14 protein-coding genes are annotated in these 14,716 nt (G+C 72.5%); 13 read left to right on the top strand and 1 reads right to left on the bottom strand.

Going from position 1 to position 14,716, the window contains the following annotated elements; translation table 11 throughout:
- Positions 1–212 precede the first annotated feature (212 nt).
- Together FHU30_RS01055 and purU are read left to right on the top strand one after the other, a co-directional pair.
- Entirely contained in the window at positions 213–2,699 is a 2,487-nt protein-coding gene (locus FHU30_RS01055; RefSeq protein ID WP_253870272.1) for a GcvT family protein, read from the top strand.
- Positions 2,696–3,559 carry a formyltetrahydrofolate deformylase gene (gene purU / locus FHU30_RS01050; RefSeq protein ID WP_253870270.1) on the top strand — a complete coding sequence of 288 codons (864 nt, stop codon included), beginning with the start codon at positions 2,696–2,698 and terminating at the stop codon, positions 3,557–3,559. The genes FHU30_RS01055 and purU overlap by 4 nt, the downstream gene beginning before the upstream one ends.
- A 180-nt stretch (positions 3,560–3,739) precedes the next feature.
- Here purU and FHU30_RS01045 read toward each other — a convergent pair whose 3' ends face one another.
- Positions 3,740–5,110 (bottom strand): cation:dicarboxylate symporter family transporter, encoded by a 1,371-nt coding sequence (locus FHU30_RS01045; protein ID WP_253870268.1) that lies wholly within the window; start codon positions 5,108–5,110, stop codon positions 3,740–3,742.
- Positions 5,111–5,325: 215 nt separating this feature from the next.
- On the opposite strand from FHU30_RS01045, the gene FHU30_RS01040 reads away from it, so the two are divergent.
- The 11 genes from FHU30_RS01040 to FHU30_RS46825 all read left to right on the top strand — a co-directional run bounded on the left by FHU30_RS01040 (position 5,326) and on the right by FHU30_RS46825 (position 14,693).
- Positions 5,326–7,248 carry a sensor histidine kinase gene (locus FHU30_RS01040; protein ID WP_253870266.1) on the top strand — a complete coding sequence of 641 codons (1,923 nt, stop codon included), beginning with the start codon at positions 5,326–5,328 and terminating at the stop codon, positions 7,246–7,248.
- Positions 7,249–7,589: 341 nt separating this feature from the next.
- The gene (locus FHU30_RS01035) at positions 7,590–8,267 is read left to right on the top strand and encodes a response regulator (protein ID WP_253870264.1); all 678 of its coding nucleotides are present in this window, start codon (positions 7,590–7,592) and stop codon (positions 8,265–8,267) included.
- A 1,076-nt stretch (positions 8,268–9,343) separates the two neighbouring features.
- The gene (locus FHU30_RS01030; RefSeq protein ID WP_253870260.1) at positions 9,344–9,955 is read left to right on the top strand and encodes a DUF6286 domain-containing protein; all 612 of its coding nucleotides are present in this window, start codon (positions 9,344–9,346) and stop codon (positions 9,953–9,955) included.
- 491 nt (positions 9,956–10,446) lie between these two features.
- Complete coding sequence (locus tag FHU30_RS01025) at positions 10,447–11,094, top strand: alkaline shock response membrane anchor protein AmaP (RefSeq protein ID WP_253870257.1); 648 nt, start codon at positions 10,447–10,449, stop codon at positions 11,092–11,094.
- A gap of 41 nt (positions 11,095–11,135) precedes the next feature.
- Positions 11,136–11,339 (top strand): CsbD family protein, encoded by a 204-nt coding sequence (locus FHU30_RS01020; RefSeq protein WP_253870254.1) that lies wholly within the window; start codon positions 11,136–11,138, stop codon positions 11,337–11,339.
- Positions 11,340–11,556: 217 nt separating this feature from the next.
- Positions 11,557–12,066: an Asp23/Gls24 family envelope stress response protein gene (locus FHU30_RS01015; protein ID WP_301322605.1), complete on the top strand. Its 510-nt coding sequence runs from the start codon at positions 11,557–11,559 to the stop codon at positions 12,064–12,066.
- An 8-nt stretch (positions 12,067–12,074) separates the two neighbouring features.
- Complete coding sequence (locus tag FHU30_RS01010; protein WP_253870249.1) at positions 12,075–13,025, top strand: hypothetical protein; 951 nt, start codon at positions 12,075–12,077, stop codon at positions 13,023–13,025.
- Positions 13,022–13,267 (top strand): hypothetical protein, encoded by a 246-nt coding sequence (locus tag FHU30_RS01005; RefSeq protein ID WP_253870247.1) that lies wholly within the window; start codon positions 13,022–13,024, stop codon positions 13,265–13,267. Before FHU30_RS01010 ends, FHU30_RS01005 begins: the two co-directional genes overlap by 4 nt.
- Before the next feature lie 189 nt (positions 13,268–13,456).
- Positions 13,457–13,663 (top strand): hypothetical protein, encoded by a 207-nt coding sequence (locus FHU30_RS01000; protein WP_253870245.1) that lies wholly within the window; start codon positions 13,457–13,459, stop codon positions 13,661–13,663.
- Positions 13,660–14,073, top strand: a complete 414-nt coding sequence (locus FHU30_RS00995) for an Asp23/Gls24 family envelope stress response protein (protein WP_253870243.1) — start codon at positions 13,660–13,662, stop codon at positions 14,071–14,073. The genes FHU30_RS01000 and FHU30_RS00995 overlap by 4 nt, the downstream gene beginning before the upstream one ends.
- Positions 14,070–14,693 (top strand): DUF6286 domain-containing protein, encoded by a 624-nt coding sequence (locus FHU30_RS46825; RefSeq protein WP_253870241.1) that lies wholly within the window; start codon positions 14,070–14,072, stop codon positions 14,691–14,693. The genes FHU30_RS00995 and FHU30_RS46825 overlap by 4 nt, the downstream gene beginning before the upstream one ends.
- The last annotated feature ends 23 nt before the right edge of the window (positions 14,694–14,716 follow it).

Below are 14,716 nucleotides of genomic sequence, written 5' to 3'. Positions count from 1 at the left end.
AACGGACGCGGCCTGGTTCGTGCCGGGTCCGTTCGTTCGCGGCGGTCGCAGCCTGGTTTGTGCCGGGTGCGGTTCGTTCGTAATGGACGCGGCCTGGTTCCTGCCAGGCGTGTTCGTTCGCGACGGACCGCGCTTGGTTCGCAAAGGACGCGCGTGTGGCACGCCCGAACGGGTTGCGCGAGGGGGACGCTCACTCGTTTTGGGAGTAGTTCATGGTGCCTTCGCGGGCGCGGATCGTCGTCATCGGCGGCGGAATCGTTGGGACCAGCGTCGCCTACCACCTGGCCGAGCTGGGGGAGGCCGACGTGGTCGTCCTGGAGCAGGGCCGGTTGTCGTCCGGGACGACCTGGCACGCGGCCGGCCTGGTCGGGCAGCTGCGCAGCACGGAGAACATGACCCGGTTGATCCGGTATTCGACCGAGCTGTACGGGCGGCTGGAGGCCGAGACCGGGTTCGGGACGGGCTGGAAGCGGACCGGGTCGGTCAGCGTCGCGCGGAAGCCGGAGCGCATGACGCAGCTGCGGCGGACGGTCGCGGCGGCGCGCTCGTACGGCGTGGAGGCGGAGGTCGTCTCGGCGGAGGAGGCGGCCGCGCTATGGCCCGTCATGCGCACGGACGACCTGGTAGGCGCGGTGTGGCTGCCCGGGGACGGCAAGGCGAACCCGTCCGACCTGACGCAGGCGCTCGCGCGCGGCGCGTCCCAGCGCGGCGTGAAGGTGATCGAGCGGGTGCGCGTCACCGGCGTGGACGTCGTGGACGGCGCGGTACGCGGCGTCTGCACCGATCGCGGCGACATCGAGTGCGAGATCCTGGTCAACTGCGCAGGCCAGTGGGCGCGGGGAATCGGGCAGATGGCCGGGGTGACGGTCCCGCTGCACAGCGCCGAGCACTACTACATCGTCACCGAGCAGATCGAGGGCGTCCGTCCTGACCTGCCCGTTCTGCGCGATCCGGACGGCTACACGTACTACAAGGAAGAGGTCGGCGGGCTGGTCGTCGGCGGGTTCGAGCCGGACGCCAAGCCGTGGGGCATGGACGGCATCCCCTACCCGTTCGAATTCCAGCTCCTGGACGAGGATTGGGACCAGTTCGCGATCCTGATGGAGAACGCGATCCACCGGGTTCCGGCCCTCGACCACACAGGAGTGAAGAAGTTCTACAACGGCCCGGAGAGCTTCACTCCGGACAACAACTTCCTCCTCGGTGAGGCTCCGGAAGTGCGCGGGTTCTTCGTCGGCGCCGGATTCAATTCGGCCGGAATCGCCTCGGCCGGCGGCGCGGGCAAGGCGCTCGCGGAATGGATCGTCGCGGGCGAGCCCGAATACGACGTCTGGCCCGTGGACATCCGCCGCTTCGCGCGCTGGGCCGACAACTCGGCGTGGCTGCACGACCGGGTGAAGGAGACGCTGGGCCTGCACTACGCGATGGCCTGGCCGAACAAGGAGCTCGACACGGCGCGTCCGCTGCGGCGCTCGCCCGTCCACCACCTGCTCAAGGGCGCGGTGTTCGGCTCGAAAATGGGCTGGGAGCGGGTCAACTACTTCGGCGACTCGGCTCCGGAATACTCGTTCGGACGCCAGAACTGGCACGACGCCGTGGCGCGCGAGGTGAAGGCGACCCGCGAGGACGTCGCGCTCTTCGACCAGACCTCGTTCTCGAAGTTCGTTGTGAAGGGCCCGAACGCCGAAAAGGCGCTGCAATGGCTCTGCACGAACGACGTGGCCGTAGCGCCCGGACGCGTTATCTACACCGGTCTGCTGAACGACCGAGGCGGCTACGAATCCGACCTCACGCTCACGCGCGTCTCCGAGGACGAATACCTGGTCGTCACCGGATCGGCGCAGACCACGCGCGACCTCGACTATCTCGAACGCCACTTGGGCGACGGCGCCGAAGTCGTCGATGTCACGGGCGCATATGCCGTGTTCGGCCTGATGGGCCCGCGCTCGCGTGATCTCCTCACTCGCGTCTCCACGGCAGATTTCTCAAATGAGACCTTCCCTTTCGGGACGAGTCGCCTGATCGACCTCGGCTATGCCACCGTCCGCGCCACCCGCGTCACGTACGTGGGCGAGCTGGGTTGGGAGCTGTACGTCCCGGCCGAGTTCGCCGTGACCGTCTACGAGACTTTGCTCGCACATGACCCGGCGCAAGCGGGCTACTACGCGATCGAGTCGATGCGTCTGGAGAAGGGCTACCGGGCATGGGGGCGCGAGCTCACCCCCGACTACACCCCTATCGAGGCGGGCCTGGGCTTCGCCTGCAAGAAGGACACCCCTTATCGCGGCCGCGACGTGGTCGAACGGCAGCGCCAGGAGGGCGTCGCACGTAAGCTCGTAAGCCTCACCCTGGACGACCCGTCCGCGCAGCTGTGGGGCGGCGAGCTGCTGCTCCGCGACGGCGAGCCGGCCGGGTCGGTCACCTCCGCCGCGTTCGGGCACACGCTCGGCGCGTCCGTGGGGATGGCCTACGTCCGGGGCGGCGGGCCCGAGACCGGCGAACGTCCCACCAGCGGACGCCCGACTGGCGAACCTGCCACCGGCGGGCGCCGGACCGGCGGCCGTCCCACTGGAGAGGTCCTCACCGGCGAGGGGCTCCTCGGCTCCGTGTACGAGGTCGAGGCGGCGGGCGAGCGCTTCGGCGCGACCGTCTCCCTGCGGGCCCCGTACGACCCGACCGCGGCGAAAGTGAAGTCATGACCCAGCACGATCAGCGCGAGTTCGTCCTCACGCTCTCCTGCCCGGACCGTCCGGGCATCGTCGCCGCCGTCTCGGGGGCGCTGGCCGAGCGCGGCTGCAACATCCTGGAGAGCCAGCAGTTCAGCGACCGGGACACCGCGACGTTCTTCATGCGCGTCCAGTTCGGCGCGCTGCCCGACACCGACGCCGACGAGCTCCGCACCACCTTCGCGGCGCTCGGCACCGAGCTCGGCCTCGAATGGCGGCTGTACGACACGGCCGAGCGCCCGCGCGTGCTGATCATGGTGTCGCGGTTCGGGCACTGCCTGAACGACCTGCTCTACCGGCAGCGCTCCGGCCTTCTGGACGTGGACATCGTCGCCGTCGCGTCCAACCACCCGGACATGCGCCCGCTCACCCAGTCGTACGGGATCGACTACCACCACCTGCCGGTCGAGCGCGGCGGCAAGGCCGCGCAGGAGGCCGAGATCCTCACGCTGGTCGAGCACTACCGCGCCGACCTGGTCGTCCTGGCCCGCTACATGCAGATCCTTTCGGACGACCTGTGCGCGAAGCTGCCCGGCCGGATCATCAACATCCACCACTCGTTCCTGCCGAGCTTCAAGGGCGCTAAGCCCTACCATCAGGCGCACGCGCGCGGCGTGAAGCTGATCGGCGCGACCGCGCACTACGTGACACCCGCGCTGGACGAGGGCCCGATCATCGAGCAGGAGGTCGCGCGGGTCGACCACGCCCACAGCGCGGACGAGCTGGTCGCCGTCGGCCGCGACGTCGAGTGCCTGGCGCTCGCCCGCGCCGTCCGCTGGCACGCCGAGCACCGCATCCTCCTCAACGGCGACCGCACCGTCGTCTTCCGCTGACCCCCGCCGCCCCCGCCGCCCCGGCCGCCCCGGCCGCCCCGGACGGCCCGGACGGCCCGGTTGGCCCGGACGGCCCGGACGGCCCGCTGGACCAGCCGTCCAGCGGGCCGTCCGGCCAAGCGGTGACGCGGGCCGTCCGGCCAGGCGACCGTCCGGCCGAGCGGCCATCCCGGCGAGCGGTCAGGCGGGGGCGGGGGTTGCGTCCTCTAGCGGGCGGTTCTCGTCGGTGTCGATCTGCGTGATCTCGTTGAAGGGCTCCGCGCCGGACAGGACGGAACGGGCCCGTTCCGTGTCGAACTCCTTCGTCCAGGAGCCGATGACCACGGTCGCGACGGCGTTGCCCGCGAAGTTGGTCAGCGCGCGGGCCTCGGACATGAACCGGTCGATGCCGACGATGAAGCCGACGCCGTCCACCAGCTCGGGCCGGTGCGACTGGAGGCCGCCGGCGAGCGTGGCGAGCCCGGCGCCGCTGACCCCGGCCGCGCCCTTGGATGCGATGATCATGAACAGCAGCAGCGACAGCTGGGACGCCAGCGACAGCGGCTTGTCCTGCGCGGACGCGATGAACAGCGTCGCCATCGTCAGGTAGATCGCGGTGCCGTCCAGGTTGAAGGAGTACCCGGTCGGGACGGTGATGCCGACCACCGGACGGGACACCCCGAGGTGCTCCATCTTCGCGATCAGCCGCGGCAGCGCCGACTCCGACGACGACGTCGAAAGGATCAGCAGGAACTCGCGGCCGAGGTACCGCAGCAGCGACAGGATGCTGATCCGAGCCGTGAGCCACAGCACCGCGCCGAGCACGACGAACACGAACAGCGCGCAGGTGACGTAGAAGCCGAGCATGATCACCAGCAGGCCGCGCAGCGCGCTCCAGCCGGTCGCGCCGACCACCGCGGCCATCGCGCCGAACGCGCCGACCGGCGCCGCCCACATGATCATCGCGAGGATCCGGAACACCCAGCGCTGCACCAGCTCCAGCGCCCCGCGGATCGGCTCGCCCGCGGGCCCGATGCTCTGCAGCGCGAACCCGGCGAGCAGCGCCACCAGCAGCGTCTGCAGCACCTGGCCCTCGGTCAGCGCGGACGGCAGCGTGGTCGGGATGATGCCGAGCAGGAAGTCGGTGGTGTTCTCGCCGCCGGACGCGGCCTTGTGCGCCGCGCCGGTCTGCGCCGACGTCAGGTGCAGCCCGTCCCCGGGGTGCAGGACGTTGCCCACCGCGAGGCCGATGGCCAGCGCGAACGTGGACATCACCAGGAAGTAGCCGATCGCCAGCAGCCCGACCTTGCCGACCTTGGCGGCGCGGGCGACCGAGCCGATGCCGAGCGTGACGGTCAGGAAGATGATCGGCGAGATCATCATCTTGATCAGGTTGACGAAGCCGGTGCCGAGCGGCTTGAGGTCGGTGGCGAAATCGGGCGCGGCGAGCCCGACGACCACGCCGAGCACGACGGCGGCGAGCACCGCGAGGTACAGGTAGCGCACGGGGTCGCGGCGGGCGGGCGCGCCGGGGGCGGGGCTCGCGGGGGTGGGGTGCGTGCCGGAGGGCACGGTGGCCTCCTCGGGGTCGGATGGGGTGGTCCGTCCGGGAGCAGGGGACTCCGGGGCGGACGCCGGTCTGGCGTAACCTTGGCCGACCACGTGACCGGCGTCACGTTTGCGTACATTGCGTTCACCGGCCGGGCGGTACCGTGCGACAAGGCATCAGGGCAGGTCAGAGCGGATGGGAGCGGGTGGCGTCGATGCGTCCGGGGCGGCGGTGGAGCGTGGCGCGGCAGTTGCTGGCGCTGCATCTGGCGCTGGTCGTCGTGCTCGTGGCGGCGTCGGCGGGGGTGGCGTACGAGGCGTCCGTGCGGGCGGCGCGGGACCGGGCGCGGCAGGCGGTCACCTCGGTCGCGGCCTCCGTGGCGGACGCGCCGACCGTCCGCGACGCGCTGCTCTCCGCCGGACCCGGCGCCCGGCTGCGTCCCGGCGGACGGGCCGACCTCGGCCTGCAGCCGTTCGCGGAACGGGTCCGGGTGGACGGCGGGGTCGACTTCGTGACGATCATGACCCCGGAAGGCGTCCGCCTCACCCACCCCGACCCGCGCCGCATCGGCCAGCGCTACCTCGGCACGATCGCGCCCGCCCAGCAGGGCAGGCGCCTGACCGAGACCTACACCGGCACCCTCGGCCCGTCCGTCCGCACGATAGTCCCCGTCTTCGCCGACGCCGCACCCTCCGACGAGACCCCCTCCACCCCCAGCACGCCGCCTACTGCCGGGCCGCCGTCCGCCGCCGGAAGGCCCTCCCGCGCCGGGACACCCTCCGACGTTGCCTCGCCCTCCACCAGCGCGACGCCGTCCACCGGTGAGTCGCCGTCTGGCAGCGGGACGTATTCCGCCAGTGGGACGCCGTCTGCCGGTGGGACGACGCCTGGCGGTGAGTCGCCGTCCGCTGGCGGGACGGCGCGTGGTGGTGAGTCGCTGTCCGCCGGTGGGACGGGGGCTGGCGGTGGGACGACGTCGTCCGTCGGGGGTGAGCGGGTGGTGGGGTTGGTGTCGGTCGGGATCACGGTCCGCGCGATCTCGGCGGAGCTGCGCGAGCGGCTGGTGCCGTTGGCGCTGGTCGCGGTCGCCGTGCTCGGCCTCGGCGTCGTCGGGAGCGTCCTGGTCGGCGCGCGGCTGCGGCGCCAGACCCGGGGCGTCGCGCCGGACGAGCTGCGCCGCATGTTCGACTACTACGAGGCGATCCTGCACGCCGTCCGCGAAGGGCTGGTGCTGGTGGACCGGGACGGACGCGTCGTCCTATGCAACGACGCGGCGCGCGACTTGCTGAGCCTGCCCGCCGACCCCACCGGGCGCCCGGTCACCGCCCTTGGCCTCGGGGACGAGCTGGTTGCTGCGTTCACCTCCAGTACCGGACGCGCCGACGAGATCCACGTCGCCGACACACGCGTTCTGGTCGTCAACACCGTCCCTGTGCGTTCGCGCGGGAAGGCGATGGGCACGGTCGTCACCTTGCGCGACCACACCGACCTGCAATCACTCATGGGCGAGCTGGACAGCGTGCGCGGATTCGCCGAGTCCCTACGCGCGCAGGCGCACGAGGCCGCGAACCGGTTGCATACCGTGGTCTCGCTGGTCGAGCTGGGCCGTCCGGCGGATGCGGTCGAGTTCGCTACTGCGGAGCTCGCGACCGCGCAGGAGCTGACGGATCGGGTCGTCGGCGCCGTCCGGGAGCCGGTGCTAGCGGCGCTGCTGCTCGGCAAGTCCGCCGAGGCGGCCGAGCGCGGCGCGGAACTGGTGGTCACGTCCGACTCCGAAATCGGCGAGACCGGCGGCCCCGGCCGGGTCGGGGCGCGCGACCTGGTCACGATCCTCGGCAACCTGGTCGACAACGCGCTGGACGCGGCGATCGAGAACGCCGCCGCCCGCGCCCCGCGCGTCGAGGTGACCGTCCGCACGGACGCGGACGGCCTGCTGCTGAAGGTCGCCGACAGCGGCCCCGGCGTCGCTCGCGAGGAGGTGCCCGCGATGTTCCGGCGAGGCTGGAGCACCAAACCGGAAAGCGGCCACGCCGGCCTGGGCCTGGCCTTGGTCGGACGGGCCGTCCGCCGCTACGAGGGCTCCATCGACGTGTCGACACCCGACGGCGGCGGCGCGATCGTATCCGTCCGCCTGCCCTCCACAGAAGGAACGCCGCAATGACCCGACCACCGGTGAACGGACCCAACGCCGACGGTCGGAGAGTCGCAGAGACCGGGCCGCCGCGCGGCGAAGGGATGGGGACGATGTCCCGGCGGTTGGTGGACGGGTTCAGCGCTGGCGGTCGGGGAGTCGTGTTGACCGGGTCGCTGCGCGGCGAAGGGAGGGCGCGATGACCCGGCCATTGGTCGAGGAAGCCAGCGCTGATGGACGGAGAGTCGTGGTGACCGTGGTGTGCCTGGCCGAAGGGATGGCGCGATGATCCGGCCGTTGCTGGACGGAGCCGGCGTTAGCGGCCGGGGAGTCGCGGCGACCGGGTCGCCGCTCGACGAAGGAGCGGCGCGATGATCCGCGTCCTGGTGGTTGAGGACGACCCGCTCGCGGCCGAGGCGCACCGCCGGTACGTCGAGCGGGTGCCCGGGTTCGCGGTGTCCGGCGTGGTGCACGCGGGCGCGGACGCGCTGCGCTTCTGCGAGCGGACGCCGGTCGATCTCGTCCTGCTGGACCTCTACCTGCCGGACGGCCACGGCCTCGCGGTGTGCCGGGCGCTGCACGCCTCGCGCCGCCAGGTGGACGTGATCGCCGTGACGTCCGCGCGGGACCTGGCGGAGGTGCGTTCGGCCGTGTCCGCCGGGGTCGTCCAATACCTGCTCAAACCGTTCACGTTCGCCTCGCTGCGCGACCGGCTGGAGGCGTACGCGCGGTTCCGCGACCGTGCCGGACAGGACGGCGAGGCAGCGGGCCAATCGGACGTGGACGGCCTGATCGCCACGCTCCGCACGCCCGAACTCGGCGGCTCGCTGCCAAAGGGCATGAGCCAGGAGACCCTCCAGGCGGTCAGCGACGCGCTAACCGGCGCTGCCGACGGCCTATCGGCCGCGGAGGCTGCCGCGCAGACCGGGGTGTCCCGCGTGACGGCCCGCCGCTACCTCGAATACCTGGCGGAGAACGGCCTGGCCGTCCGCCGCCCGCACTACGGCCAGGTAGGCCGCCCCGAAGTCCGCTTCCACCCCGCCTCCTAACCCCGCCCGCAGAACCAAGGCACGCCACCCCCTCGCACACCCCAGCCAGCGCCCCGACCCACGCCGCGCCCCTCGCACCCCTCGGCCCACGCCCCGGTCCCCGCCCGAGCCGCGCTGCGCCCCTCGGCCCACGCCCTGATCCGTGCCCGCGCGGCGCTGCGCCCCTCGCGCGCCTTGGCCTGAGTCTCAGTCGGCGCCCCGAGCCGTGCTGCGCACCCTGGCCCACGCTCTGATCCGTGCCCGCGCGGCGCTGCGCCCCTCGCGCGCCTCGGCCTGAGCCCCAGTCCGCGGCCGAGCCGTGCTGCGCACCTCGGCCCACGCTCTGATCCGTGCCCGCGCGGCGCTACGCCCCTTGCGTACTTCGGTCGGCGTTCCGGTCCGCGGCCGAGCCGTGCCGAGCCTCTCGCGTACTTCGGCCAGCGTCCCGTCCGCGCCGCTTCCATCGGTGCCTTGGCCTGCCCCCCGGTCCGTGTCCGAGCCGGTCTCGGGCTCATGACGTGCTGCGTCTCTCGGATGCCTCGGCGTGCGTTCCGGTTCGCGTCCCGTGCCGGTGTCCCGGGTCCGCGCTGTGTCGCGTCTTTTTGACGTTTGGCCTTCGTGCCCGTCTGCATCCCGTGCCGGTGGCCTGGATCCGCGCTGTGTCGCGCCTTTCGGACGTCTTGGCCTTGGTGCCCGCCTCGTGCTGCGTCGATGTCCCGGGTTCGCGTCGTGCTGCTTCGCTCGCGCGCCTTGGCGTGCGTTCCGATCCGCGTCCTGTACCGACGTGTCCCGGGTCTACGCTGTGCCCGCTTCCTTCGGGCGGCTCGGCATGCGTTCCGACTCGCGGCCTGCGCGGGCGTCTCGGGTCCGCGTCGTGCCGTGTTCTCGGACGCCTTGGCGGTGCACTCCGATCTGCGTCCTGGCCGGTCTCGCGGGTTCCTGCCGTGCGCCTCTTTCGGGTGCCTTGGCGCCCGTGCTCGTCCGGGTCTTGAGACGGTCTCCTGGGTCCACGGCATGGCGGGTTTCACCGAACGTGGCGTTGCCTCACCATGGGTAGCGGCGTTCCGGGCGGTCCCGGTTCCCGCGTGGGGGTGGTGATGGGCGAGACGCTGGCGCAGGACCTCATTGAGGACGCGCACGCCCGCCAGCAGGCGCGCCGGACCGCGATGGCCGAGTTCCGGCCGCGCCGCACGGCGCTGCTGGCGGGAACGGGCCTGGTGCTGGCGGTGGGTGGTGGCGGCGCGGCGGTGCAGATCCTGTCCACGATGATCGGGGAGCCGGTGTGGATCGTCCCGGCCGGGACGGTTCGGGACGCGTTGCATCACGCGGCGTGGCATGACCGTCCGGTGCTGGCGGTCGCGGCCGGGCTTGTGGTCGCGGGCGCTTGGCTGCTGCTGTCGCTGGTTCCGGGCCGTCCGCGCCGGGAGCCGGTGCAGGGCACGGACGCTCGGCTCGCGGGCGCCGTCTCCCGGCGCGACCTGCGCCGCGAGCTTGCCGATGCCGCGCTGGACGTCCCCGGCATCGAGCGCGCGCGGATCCGGTTGCGCGGCCATGTGCACCGTCGCGTCGTCGTCCGCACGATGACCCGGTACCGCAATCCGGCCAACAGCGCGGACCTGGTCCGGCAGGCCGTCCGCGACCGTCTGGACGGCTTCGGCCTGATGCGCCACCGCCGCATCGACGTCCGCCTGACCTGGCGCGACGACTGACCACCGCGCGCAGACGGACCGGCGCGCGCAAACGGACCGGTCCGCGACGGAGATCAGGCGCGCGTCGAACGACGGACGCGCGTTGAGGGACCGTCGGGTGGCGAAAGACGGACGCGCAGCGAACGATGGACGCGCGTTGGGGGACCAGCGGATGGCGAAAGACGGGCGCGCGTCGAAAGACGGGTGCGCATTGAGGGACCGGCGCGTGGCGAAAGACGGGCGCGTGGCGAAGGGGCGGCACACGACGAAGGACTGCGGCGGGTAGACGGACCATCGCGTGGCGGCTGACCGGCGCGAGGCCAGTGAGCGTCACGCGGTGACGTATCGGCACGTAGCGACCGTCGCGCGTGGACGGACCGTCGCGCGGCGGCTGCCCACCGCGCGGCGGTGACCGGCGTGCGGTGACGGGACGGCGTGGGTTGACCGGCCGCCGGGTGGTGGGTTGATCGGCTGCCGGGTGGTGGCGGGAGTTGGTGAGGAGAGGGCTGGGGATGCGGGTTGTGGCGGGGCTGGCCGGAGTGCTGCTGCTTGCGGGCGGGGTGCTGGCGCTGTGCGCGGGGCTGGGCGCGTTCGGTCCGGACGCTGCGGGCGCGGCGGTGCTGTCGGCGGCGACCGAGCGGTACGTGCGGGATCACGACTGGTTCTGGCCGCTGGCCGGGGCCGTCGCGGAGGTCGTTGCGCTGGCCGGGCTGGTCGGGTTCGGCGGGACGGTCCGGGAGGCGAGGCTGCGCAGGCGTCCCGCCATGGACGGCGCGACGCGGATGCACGCGCGCGCCGCGTCCGGCGACCTCGTCCGGGACGTGGTGCGCATGCCGGGCGTCCGGGACGTCCGGGTGCGGCTGACCGGGACGCCGGCGCGGCCCCGGCTGGTGCTGACCGTGGACTGCGCGCCGGACGCGTGTCCCGGTGACCTGCACGCGGCGCTCGGCGGCGAGCCGGTGGCGAGGTTCCGCGATGCGGTCGGCATGCAGACGCTGCTGGTGGTCGTCCGATACCGGCTGGCGGAGCCGTCGCCCGAGCCGGATCCGCTGGACGTGCCCGCCGACGCGGACGTCGAGGCGTTCTTGATCCCGCGCGCGAGGCGGCGCGGTGCGGCAGACGGTGCCCGCACCCCGATTACGGACCGTGATGTCGGGTAGAGGACCTGGTGGAGCACTGTCCGGCGATAGGGGGAAAAGCCGTGGGTGATCTGGGAAACAAGGGCGAGGAGTACGCCGGTAAGGCGAAGGAGGCGGCGGGCAAGGCGACCGGGAACTCCCGGCTTGAGGGCGAGGGCAAGGGCGACCAGGTCAAGTCGCAGGCCAAGGACGTGGCGGACGACGTCAGGAAGAAGACGGAAGACGCCAAGGAGAAGATCAAGGGCATGTTCAAGTCCGGATCGTGATCACGGACTGATTGTCGGATTCAGGGGACCGGTGGGCGCTTTGCGTCACCGGTCCTTTTTATCTAGTTGATCGACTTTGGTGCTCTCTTGCCCTCCGGTGCGGTTTTCCTGTTACGGAACGTGAGCATGAACCCGGCACGTCACGAGGCGACAGGGGGAATTCGCCGTGAGTCAGCAGAGCGGACAGCAGGCCACCAAGGAGCGGCCGGTCGACTCGCTGCCGAGCCAGCACGTGCGGTCCGGAGCGGGGCACAAGCCGAACCCGTCCGGCGGCCGGGAGGTCGCGCACACCGGAGACGGCGCGCTCGTCAGCGACACCGGCAAGACCAGGATCGCGGACGGCGTCGTCGCGAAGATCGCAGGCATGGCGGCCCGCGAGGTCGGCGGGGTCTACGCCATGGGCGCCGGGATGGCCCGGACCTTCGGCTCGGTCAAGGAGCGCATCCCGGGCGTCGGGGTCAGCGTGACCCAGGGCGTCGCGGTCCAGGTCGGCGAGAAGCAGGCCGCCGTGGACATCGACCTGGTGGTCGAGTACGGGGTCGCGATCCCGGACCTCGCCCGCGCCTGCCGGGAGAGCGTGATCTCGCAGGTCGAGCAGATGACCGGGCTGGAGGTGGTCGAGGTCAACATCACCGTCGACGACGTCCACCTCCCAGGGGAGGAGAACAACCACAAGGACGACGCGTCGCACCACGACGCCGAGAAGCCGGCACCACGGGTGAAGTGACCCGCCGGATGACCGGCCCGCCGACAGACCCGGACAACGCCACCGGCCCCGGCAAGCCAAACGGCCCCGGCAAGAAGCCCACCGCCCGCAAACACACCGGCAAGGCCGCCAAGGCCGACACCGGCAAGGGCACCGACGCCACCGCCGACACCGGGAACGGCGCCGACGCTGCCAAGGGCAACGGCGCCCGCGCCGGCAAGGGCTCTGACGCCGACACCGGCAAGGCCGCCGACACTGGCAAGGCCAACGGCGCCCACGCCGGAAGGGGCAAGTACGCCGACGCCGAAACCGGCAAGGCTGCCGACACCGGCAACGGCGCTGACGCCGAAACCGGCAACGGTGCCGACGCGGGCAAGGGCAACGGCGCCCACGCCGGAAGGGGCAACGGCGCCGCTGGCAAGGGCGCCGACGCCGGTAAGGACAAGGGCGGCGGATCAGGCGAGGGGGTCGGCAACGGCAGGGCGGACGCGGAGGTCGCGCCGTCGCATGCCGAGGTGGCCGAGCGGGTCGCCGGCGCGGTGACCGCGCTGCCGGACGTGGTGGGCCTGTCGGCCGGCCACTCGGTCCGGCTCGCGACCTACCGCGCCGGACCACCGCTGGCCGGGGTGGCCGTCCGGGAGGACGCCGTCGAGATCGGGGTGGTCGCGCGGTTCGGCCGTCCGCTGGACGAGATCGCCGCAGAGGTGCGCGCCACGGCGCGCCCCCTCTCCGGCGACCGCCGGGTGGACGTCCTGATCGCCGACATCGTCCCGGAAGGCGACCAACCCACCGCCGACCCCGCCGACGCCCGGACAGGCGCCGCCGGGGACGCCGACAACCGACCCGGCAACACCGGATCGGGCGACGCCCGGACGGACGACGGCGGAGACGCCAACGCTCGGCCCGGCAACGACGGCGGAACGGGGGACCGGGGAGCGGGAGACGGGGGGCGTGTGGGTTCGGGCGGCGCGGCTGGATGAGGCCGGGTGACCAGGCCAGGGCGGAGCGCGCGGCGTTCCGGGCCTGGGTCCGTGCCCACCATCCGGACCTCGGCGGCGATCCGGAGGCGTTCGCCGCCGGGCTCCGCCGCAGGCGCCGGGGCCGGGTGCGGTCCGGTGCGCCGCTGGACGCGCCGATCGTGGGCTTCCGAAGGCGGTTCGGCCCGATCGCGCTCGTCCTGCGCTGGCGCTACCGCCGCCGTCGCGCCCGCCGCCTGCGCTAACCGCTTGTTGAGTGTGCGACAGGGGCCTCAGTAGGGGAATGGCCTCTTGCGAGAGTTACGGCCTCTAACTGTTGTGAGGGCGGGTAAGGGATGCGAGAGCCGGGCGAGGGAACGGGCTCTCGCGAAAGTTATAGCTTCTAACGGTCGCAAGGATGGGTCAGGGGTGCGAGAGCGGTTCAAGGGGGAGACATGAACGGAATCTCGGTCTGGTCGGTCGTAGGCCTGGCCTACGGGACGGCGCTGGGCTTCGCCGGAGTGATCGGCGGGTTCGGCGGGTTCCTGCTGGTGCTGGTGCTCGGCCTCCTCGGCCTGCTGGCCGGACGCGCCGTCGCGGGCGAGATCGACGTCGCCGGCGTCTGGGACTCGCTCGCCAACCGGAAGCGGCCCACGGCATGACGACCGCGGCGCGCGCCGGATCCGACCCGTCCGCCGAGACCGAGGCCGAGGAGCGCGGCGAGACCCGGATCAAGGACCGGGTGATCGAGCGCGTCGCGGGCCGGGCCGCCGGCGAGGCCGCCGGGACGACCGGCCTGGACAAGACCGTCCTCGGCGTCAAGGTCGGCGGGCGGCGCGACGCGCGGGTGCAGATCGACGTGGACGGCGACCGGGTGACCGCGCGCGTGTCCACGTCCGTGGAGTACCCGGCGCCCGTCCGGCAGGTGGCGCGGCAGGTGCGCGAGCAGGTGCGCAGCCGCATCGCCGCCATGACCGGAATGACGGTCGAGCGGGTGGACGTCGAGTTCGCCTCGTTCGACCAGGACGACGAGCGGGCGGGCAAGCGGAACCGGCGGAGGGAACTGGAGTGACCACGCACGCGGGACGGCTTCCGCAGGCCAAGACGGCCGCGAGGCCGGCGACCAAGGGGAAGAAGGCGGCGCGCGCGGCGCGTTCGGCGTTCCGCCCGCGCCGCATCGTCACCTCGCTCATCGCGGCGCTCGCGCTCACCGCCATCGGGACGATCACCGCGATCGAGGTGTTCTCGGAGCGGGCCGGGCATCCCGCGAAGATCGTCTCGTACGGGCGGGTGGCGAACTGGGCCGAGGGACACACCTGGAAGAACTGGGCGGTGCTGGTCGTCTGCGGCGCGGTGGCGCTGGTCGGGCTGTGGTTCCTGCTGGCCGGGCTGCTGCCGGGGCGCCCGCACGTCGTCCCGCTGCGCGGCGACGACCCGGACCTCGCGATGGCGATCACGCCCGGCGGGCTCCGCTCCAGCCTCGCGGCGGCCGCCGAGGACGTCGCGCATTCGTCGGACGCGCGCGTCCAGTTGGGACGCCACCGGGTCACGGTGTCGGTCCACTGCCCTTCGCACGAGGTCGACAAGGTGACAGAGAAGGTCAAGCGCTCCGTCGAGACCAGGCTGGACGACATCCGGCCGCTGACCAAGTACAAGGTCTCCGTGAAGGCCCGCACCAAGAAGCCGACCTGACCGCAAGGCTTTGACCAGGAAGG

The sequence above is a fragment of the Actinomadura rupiterrae genome (genome assembly GCF_024172125.1).
Lineage (GTDB): Bacteria > Actinomycetota > Actinomycetes > Streptosporangiales > Streptosporangiaceae > Spirillospora > Spirillospora rupiterrae.
The sequence above is the reverse complement of the archived record's forward strand: the minus strand, read 5'-3'. Positions and strand labels throughout refer to the sequence as shown.